Genomic DNA, 7,616 nt, shown 5'->3' with positions numbered 1-7,616 from the left:
GTGGGCGTCATCGGGGTCGGCATCGACGTGGTCGACATCGAGCGGTTCATGGCCTCGCTCGCGCGCACCACGGGTCTGCGCGACCGGCTGTTCACCCCGGCCGAGGCCGGGCTGCCGCCGGCGTCGCTGGCGGCCCGCTTCGCCGCGAAGGAGGCGCTCGCCAAGGCCCTGGGCGCCCCTGTCGGGCTGGGCTGGCACGACGCCGAGGTGGTCTCGGAGGACTCCGGCCGCCCGCTGTTCACGATCCGCGGCAGCGTCGCCGACCGGGCCGCCGAGCTCGGCGTACGGTCCACCCACCTCTCGCTCTCCCACGACGCCGGCATCGCCTCCGCCGTGGTGGTCCTGGAGTCCTGAGGGCCCCGCCTGTTCGTCGCGTGTGCCTGACAACGGCGGATCCGCCGTGCTCAGGCACACGCGGCGGGTACGCCGAGCGACAGCAGGTCCCGGGCCACCTCCTCCGGCTCGTGTCTGACCTCGTAGGCCGTGCAGCCGACGACCGTCCGGTGGCGGGTGGTCAGCCGACGCGACCGCTTCTTGTCGGCGCCCCAGTGCTCGACCTCCATGTGGAAGGACCCGTCGACCTCGAGGACCAGCGTCGAGCCGTCGGCGAGCTCCCACTCGCAGTCGGTGAAGCGGCGCCTCCCGGCCCGGTCGAGACGGGGCCGCTGTCGATCGGGCGGACGGATGCCGAACCGACGACACATCCGGGCGACGTCGAGCTCGGCTCCGCTCTGAGCCCCACCCGCGATGTCGCGCAGCGTCGCCCGGAACGCCGGTGCGCGCCGCAGCGGTCGGAGCAGGTCGACCCAGCGGAGCAGCTGCGCCGGGGTCGTCAGGCGCTGCTGCACCGCCGCAGCAAGGATCGCGTGGGCGGCACGTGGCGTGGCGTCGTACCCCGCCCACATGAGGACGGCCGGCTCCAGCCGGCAGGTCGGCAACCCGTCGGACGCGGGCCGCGCCAGCAGCTCGAAGGAGCGGCGGGAGCGGAAGAAGTCGATGCCCTCGACCGGCTCGAAGGCCAGTTCGTCGTCCACCAGGACGGTCACGTCGTCGCGTCCCCAGCGACGTAGGCCGAGGTGCTCGGCCGCGGTCAGTCCGCCCACCATGCTCCGAGGCCCGGCGTGCAGCACCCCGAGCCAGCGCCGCTGGACCACGGTGAGCTCACCGGTGAAGGTGCTCACCACTCGTGGGCTGCGTACGACGCAGCGGTGTGCGCGGAGGTGGGTGCGGACGTCGTCCCAGTGGACGCCGTGCTCCGACAACTGGCGACGCGCGACCAGGCCGGCCTGTCGGTCGAGGAGGCGCGTGAGGTCGCTCATCGGGCCAGCCTGTACGTGATCGGTGGTGCGGGCGGACGTCATCCACAGGCCCTATTCGGCGTCGTGTGCCTGAGGACGGTCAGTGCAGCGTCCTCAGGCACACGCGGCGAACTAGGGTGAGGGGCATGCGGCAGGCGCACACGGTCGAGCAGGTGCGGGTGGCCGAGACGGCCCGGATGGCGCAGCTGCCGGAGGGCGCGCTCATGCAGCAGGCGGCTGCCGGGCTGGCGGCGGCCGTGCTCGACCTGCTGGGGGGCGGGTACGGCCGCCGGGTGCTGCTGCTCGTGGGGGCCGGCAACAACGGCGGCGACGCCCTGTACGCCGGCGCCCGACTCGCGCGGCGCGGCGCGGCCGTCGAGGCGTGGCTGCTCGCCGACCCGGTCCACCAGGAGGGCCTGGCCGCCCTCCTGGCCGCCGGCGGGACGATCGCCGGCCCCGAGGCCGTCGCCCGCCCCGACGTCGTCGTCGACGGGATCGTCGGCATCGGCGGCCGGCCCGGCCTGCGACCCGACGCCGTCGCGGCCCTCGCCCGGGTCGAAGCCGTCCCGGTCGTCGCGGTCGACGTCCCCAGCGGGATCGACGTCGACACCGGCGAGCTCGACGGCCCCCACGTGGAGGCGGCCGTCACCGTCACCTTCGGCACCCACAAGCCCGGCCTCCTGGTCGACCCCGCGGCGGCCGCGTGCGGGGTGGTGCACCTCGTCGACCTCGGCCTCGAGCTGCCCGAGCCGCCGATCGAGGCGCTCCAGCCCGCCGACGTACGACGCCTGCTGCCGCGGCCCGCGCCCGACGGCCACAAGTACACGCGTGGCGTGGTCGGCGTCCGCGCCGGCTCGGCCACCTACCCCGGCGCCGCGCTGCTCTGCGTGTCGGGCGCCGACTGCGGCCTCGCCGGCATGGTCCGCTACGTCGGGGAGGTCGCCGACGTCGTCCGCCGCCACCACCCCGAGGTCGTCGGCGAGGGCCGGGTCCAGGCGTGGACCGTCGGTTCCGGCGGCGGCGAGGCCGCCGGTGACGAGCTCGCCGCCGCGGTCGCCGACGCTGTCCCGACGGTCGTGGACGCCGACGCGCTGCGCCACGTCCACGGCCCGCTCGGTGTCCCGGCGGTGCTCACGCCCCACGCCGGCGAGCTCGCCGCGATGAGCGGCGTCGACCGCGAGGACGTGGAGGCCCGCGGCCTCCACCACGCCCGGGCGGCCGCCGAGCGCCACCAGGCCGTCGTCCTCCTCAAGGGCCGCCGCAGCCTGGTCGTCCACCCCGACGGGCGGGTCCGCGTCACCACCACCGGCGTGCCGTGGCTGGCCACGGCCGGTGCCGGCGACGTGCTCAGCGGGCTGGTCGGCGCGCTGCTCGCCGTCGGCATGACGCCGTACGACGCCGCCTCCGTCGGCTCCTGGCTGCACGGCGCGGCCGCGACCCTCGCGTCCCGGGGCGGGCCCCTGGTCGCGAGTGCGGTGGCCGCCACACTCCCCGAGACGGTCCGCCGGGTGCTCGCAGGCGGAATGGAAGAATCCACGGCATGACCCGGGCCCGCGCCGAGATCGTCGTCGAGCTGCCCCTCATCCGCCACAACGTCGAGGTGCTGCGCGCCCACACCGGCGTCGGGATGATGACGGTGGTCAAGGCCGACGGCTACGGCCACGGCCTGGTGCCCGCGGCGGTCGCGGCCCGCCAGGGCGGCGCGGACTGGCTCGGGGTGGCCACCATCGACGAGGCGCTGGACCTGCGCGCCGCGGGCGACACCGGCCGGGTGCTGTGCTGGCTCGGCGTCCCCGGCGAGGACTACGCCGCGGCGATCGCCGCCGACGTCGACGTCACCGCCTACTCCGTCGCCGAGCTCGCCGAGGTGACCGCCGGCGTCCGGGCGTCCGGGCGCCGGGCGCGGCTGCAGCTCAAGGTCGACACCGGGCTCTCCCGCGGCGGCGCCCCCCTCGACACCTGGCCCGACGTCGTGGCGGAGGCCCGGGCGGGCGAGGAGCGCGGCGACTGGACCGTCACCGGCATCTGGTCGCACTTCGCCTGCTCCGACGAGCCCGACCACCCCGCCAACGACGACCAGGAGGCCGCCTTCCGCGCCGCGCTCTCGACCGCCGAGGCGGCCGGGCTGCGGCCGGAGGTGCGCCACCTGGCCAACTCGGCCGCCGCGATCCTGCGGCCCAGCTCGCGCTTCGACCTGGTGCGCTGCGGCCTCGCGTCGTACGGCCTCGATCCCGCGCCGGGCCACACCCCCGACCTCGGGCTGGTGCCCGCGATGTTCGCGTTCGCGGACCTCGCGATGGTGAAGCGGATCGGGGCGGGGGCGGGCGTCTCCTACGGCCACACCTGGCACGCCGACGAGGCGACCACCGTCGGCCTCGTCCCGGTGGGGTACGGCGACGGCATCCCGCGGCACGCCGGCAACCGGGCCGAGGTGATGGTCGGCGACCGCCGCCGGCCGGTCCGGGGCCGGATCTGCATGGACCAGTTCGTCGTCGACCTCGACGGCGACCGGCCCTCCGCGGGCGACCGGGTCCGGATCTTCGGCTCCGGGCTGTGGGGCGAACCCACCGCCCAGGACTGGGCCGAGGCCTGCGACACCATCAGCTACGAGATCGTCACCCGCATCGGCGGTCGGTTCGCGCGCCGCTACAACGACGAGGAGACCTCCAGGTGAGCCTGAAGCGCAAGCTGTTCGGCGCTGCCGCGTCCGTCGCGGGCGTCGCGATCGCGGGCACCGCCGTCGGCGTCGCCCGCCGGCGCAAGGTGATCGCCCGCCGCGGCGCCGGCGACGCGACGCCGTTCGGGTCGCTGCGGTCGCGCCCGATCACCGTGATCGCCGAAGACGGGGTGCCGCTCCACGTCGAGGTCGACGAGTGCCCGGACTCCGAGCTCACGGTCGTGTTCGTCCACGGCTACGCCCTCAACCTCGACTGCTGGCACTTCCAGCGGGCCGCCTACCGCGGGCTGGTGCGGACCGTCTTCTACGACCAGCGCTCCCACGGCCGCTCGGGCCGCTCCACCGACGGCCACGCCACCATCGAGCAGCTCGCGCGCGACCTGCACCAGGTCCTCGACGAGGTGGTCGGCGAGGGGCCGGTGGTGCTCGTGGGGCACTCGATGGGCGGCATGAGCATCGTGGCGCTGGCCGAGGAGGCCCCGGAGCTGTTCGGCGACCGGGTCGTCGGTCTCGCCCTGGTCTCCACGACCGCCGGCGGCCTCGACCCGCACCGGATGGTCGCGCCGTTCGTCCCGTCGGGCCTCGGCAGCATGATCGGGCTGCGCACCATCGCCACCCTGGCCCGCGGCCACCGTGCCGTCGACGGCGTACGCCGCCTCACCCGGCCGCTCGCGACCGTCGTCACCGACCAGTTCGCCTTCGGCGACGCGGTGCCGGCCGGCTACATCGAGTTCGTCGACGAGATGCTCTCGGCGACCCCGTTCGAGGTGATCGCCGAGTTCTTCCCGAGCTTCGGCACGCTCGACAAGTTCGAGACCGTGCAGGCCCTCGGCGACGTCCCGGTGTCGGTGATCTGCGGGACCGACGACCGGCTGACCTCGATCGGCCACAGCCGGAAGCTCCAGTCGCGGATCCCCGGCTCCCGGCTGCTGGAGTGCGCGGGCGCCGGGCACATGGTGATCCTCGAGCGGCACGAGCAGGTCAACGCCGAGCTCGACCAGCTGCTGGCCGCGGCGGGGGAGCGGGTCGACCAGCGGTGAGTGTCGACGTACGGCGGATCGGCCCCGACGAGGCCGCCACGCTGCTGGCCGTCGTCCGGGCGGCGTTCGAGGCGCGCCCGCCTCTCGAACCTCCGGCCGCGACCCTGACCGAGTCGGTCGAGTCGATGTCGGCTTTGCTCGGCAAGCACGGCGGACTGCTCGCCACCCTCCACGGCGAACCGGTGGGCGGGCTGGTGCTCGACCCGGTCGGCTCGACGATGTACCTGCGCCGGTTCGGGGTGCTGCCCGGACTGCAGGGCCACGGCATCGCGGGTCGGCTGATCGCGGCAGCGGTCGAGGAGGCGCGGGGCTTCGACGACCTCACCGTGGTCGCCCGCACCGAGCTGCCGCGCACCGTGGCGTTCTGGGAACGGCGCGGCTTCCGGGAGGTCCTGCGCGACGAACCGAACGTCGAGCTGCGCCGACCCCTCGACACCTTCCTGTTCGACGTCCCGGACGCCGACACGATGCGCGAGCTCGGGCGGTCCTTGGCGGGGCAGCTGCGCGCGGGCGACCTGGTGGTGCTGACCGGTGAGCTCGGAGCCGGCAAGACCACGTTCACCCAGGGGATCGGCGAGGGGCTCGACGTGCGGGGCGACATCACCTCGCCGACGTTCGTGATCGCCCGCGTGCATCCCCCGCTGAGCGGCGGACCGGCCCTGGTCCACGTCGACGCCTACCGCCTCGGCGGCATCGACGAGCTCGACGACCTCGACCTCGACACCTCGCTCGACGACGCGGTCACGGTCGTGGAGTGGGGCGAGGGGATCGCGGAGGGGCTTGCGGAGTCCCGGCTGGAGGTCCGGATCATCCGGGCGCTGGCCCACGCCGACGAGCGGGTCGACCTCGACCCGCGTCGGCTGCTGATGACCCCGGTGGGTCCGCGCTGGTACGGCCTGGAGCTGCCGGGGCCGGTGCGGCCGCCGCTCGCGGAGAAGCCCGACGAGACGTTGCTCGTCGACTTCTGGGCGTGCGCCGAGGACGAGCTGCGCGGGCTCGACCGCGACGTACCCCTGACCATGTCGATGCTCGTGCCCGAGCACGACGACCGGGTGCTGCTGGTCCACAACGCGCGCACCGCCGAGTGGGAGCTGCCGCTGGCGCGGCTCGCGCCCCAGGAGTCGCCGCGCCGGGCGATCGTCGACCAGTTCCGGACGGCGACCGGCTGCGACCCCGGCGAGGTGGTGCTCGCCGGGGTGGCGACCGTCCAGTACGGCCACGAACGTCGGATCAAGCGGGTCGCGGTGTTCCGGAGCGCGCTGCACGAGGTGTCGGGCTTCGAGGCCAGTGGCGACGTCGACGCCCTGGCCTGGTGGGACCCGGTCCAGGAGCACTCCGGCCTCTCGGCCATCGACGAGCACCTGGTCAGGGTGCTCCGTGGGGTCGGGACGCCGGCGTCCGAGGGCTAGCCTGAGCCCCGTGCTGCTCGCCTTCGACACCGCCACGCCGGCCGTGACCGCGGCGCTCCACGACGGTGACGACGTCGTCGCCGAGCTGACGAGCGAGCAGCCGATGCGCCACGGCGAGCAGCTCGCGCCCCTGGTCGACCGGCTGCTGCGGGACCACGGGCTGGTGCGCCAGGACCTCACCGCGGTGGCGGTCGGGGTCGGCCCCGGGCCGTTCACGGGCCTCCGGGTCGGGCTGGTCACGGCCCGCACCCTCGGATTCGTGCTGGAGATCCCGGTCTACGGCGTCTGCACCCTCGACGTGCTCGCCGTCGAGGCGGTCGACACCGGCTCGGTCATCGGCGAGTTCGTGGTCGCCACCGACGCCCGCCGCAAGGAGGTCTACCTGGCGTCGTACGACGCCGAGGGCCACCGGCTCGACGGCCCGGTCGTCGACAAGCCGGCAGTGCTCGCCACCGAGGGACTCGTCGTCGGCGAGGGCGCCGTGCTCTACCCCGAGCACTTCCCCCACGCCTGCCGTCCCGCCCGGCCCGGCGCCGGCTGGCTGGCGCGGACCGTGGTGGAGGAGCGGGCCGAGCTGCGCGACCCCGAGCCGCTCTACCTGCGCCGGCCCGACGTCGCCGTCCCCGGCCCCCGCAAGCCCGCGTCGTGACCCAGCCGGCGACCGACGCCGCCGGTCCCCAGGACGTGGAGGCGATCACGGCGCTGGAGGTCGCCGCCCTCGGGCCGGATGCCTGGTCGCGGACGCTCGTCGCCCAGGGGGTCGAGGGCGATCTGCCCACGGTGCACTACCGGGTGGTGCGCGAGGCCGGCCGGGTCGTCGCGTACGCCGTCGTCAGCGTGGTCGGCGAGGTGGCCGAGCTGCAGCGGATCGCCGTCGAGGCCGGCCACCGCCGGTCCGGGCTGGCCACCCTGCTGCTCGCCGACGTCGTACGCCGGGCGGCGGCCGACGGGGCCGGACGGCTGCTGCTGGAGGTCCGGGAGGACAACGCCGGCGCGGTCGCCTTTTACGCGGCCTCAGGCTTCGTCGCCCTCGCCCGCCGACCGCGCTACTACCGCGACGGCACCACCGCCGTCGTGATGCAGCTGCCGCTCGCGGGGGAGCCCGAGACGGGGGTACTCCAGTGAGAAGTGGCCCCTCTTGCGGACCACAAAGGGGCCATTCGTCACTGAACTACCGACACCGGCCGCAACC

General features: G+C 75.1%; 8 protein-coding genes. 7 read left to right on the top strand and 1 reads right to left on the bottom strand.

Features of this window, described 5'->3' with window-relative positions; genetic code table 11:
- Positions 1 to 354, top strand: coding sequence for a holo-ACP synthase (locus ACQ1X7_RS06915; RefSeq protein ID WP_432477434.1), 354 nt, complete (start codon positions 1 to 3; stop codon positions 352 to 354).
- Between the two features lie 50 nt (positions 355 to 404).
- Here the strand turns inward: ACQ1X7_RS06915 and ACQ1X7_RS06910 are convergent, their stop codons facing one another.
- The gene (locus ACQ1X7_RS06910; RefSeq protein WP_432477433.1) at positions 405 to 1,319 is read right to left on the bottom strand and encodes a hypothetical protein; all 915 of its coding nucleotides are present in this window, start codon (positions 1,317 to 1,319) and stop codon (positions 405 to 407) included.
- Positions 1,320 to 1,444: 125 nt separating this feature from the next.
- Between ACQ1X7_RS06910 and ACQ1X7_RS06905 the strand changes: the two genes are divergently transcribed.
- The 6 genes from ACQ1X7_RS06905 to ACQ1X7_RS06880 are packed head-to-tail and all read left to right on the top strand — an operon-like array spanning position 1,445 to position 7,549.
- The gene (locus tag ACQ1X7_RS06905) at positions 1,445 to 2,842 is read left to right on the top strand and encodes an NAD(P)H-hydrate epimerase (protein ID WP_432477432.1); all 1,398 of its coding nucleotides are present in this window, start codon (positions 1,445 to 1,447) and stop codon (positions 2,840 to 2,842) included.
- On the top strand, positions 2,839 to 3,972 hold the full coding sequence (gene alr / locus ACQ1X7_RS06900; RefSeq protein WP_432477431.1) for an alanine racemase: 1,134 nt from the start codon (positions 2,839 to 2,841) through the stop codon (positions 3,970 to 3,972). The genes ACQ1X7_RS06905 and alr overlap by 4 nt, the downstream gene beginning before the upstream one ends.
- Positions 3,969 to 5,015, top strand: coding sequence for an alpha/beta fold hydrolase (locus tag ACQ1X7_RS06895; protein ID WP_432477430.1), 1,047 nt, complete (start codon positions 3,969 to 3,971; stop codon positions 5,013 to 5,015). The genes alr and ACQ1X7_RS06895 overlap by 4 nt, the downstream gene beginning before the upstream one ends.
- Positions 5,012 to 6,424, top strand: coding sequence for a tRNA (adenosine(37)-N6)-threonylcarbamoyltransferase complex ATPase subunit type 1 TsaE (gene tsaE / locus ACQ1X7_RS06890; protein ID WP_432477429.1), 1,413 nt, complete (start codon positions 5,012 to 5,014; stop codon positions 6,422 to 6,424). Before ACQ1X7_RS06895 ends, tsaE begins: the two co-directional genes overlap by 4 nt.
- 10 nt (positions 6,425 to 6,434) lie before the next feature.
- Positions 6,435 to 7,073, top strand: a complete 639-nt coding sequence (tsaB, locus tag ACQ1X7_RS06885) for a tRNA (adenosine(37)-N6)-threonylcarbamoyltransferase complex dimerization subunit type 1 TsaB (protein ID WP_432477428.1) — start codon at positions 6,435 to 6,437, stop codon at positions 7,071 to 7,073.
- Positions 7,070 to 7,549, top strand: coding sequence for a GNAT family N-acetyltransferase (locus tag ACQ1X7_RS06880; protein WP_432477427.1), 480 nt, complete (start codon positions 7,070 to 7,072; stop codon positions 7,547 to 7,549). The genes tsaB and ACQ1X7_RS06880 overlap by 4 nt, the downstream gene beginning before the upstream one ends.
- The last annotated feature ends 67 nt before the right edge of the window (positions 7,550 to 7,616 follow it).

The organism is Nocardioides sp. GXQ0305, assembly GCF_050880345.1.
Lineage (GTDB): Bacteria > Actinomycetota > Actinomycetes > Propionibacteriales > Nocardioidaceae > Nocardioides.
Note: the sequence above shows the minus strand (reverse complement) of the source record. Positions and strands in the feature narration are given on the sequence as shown.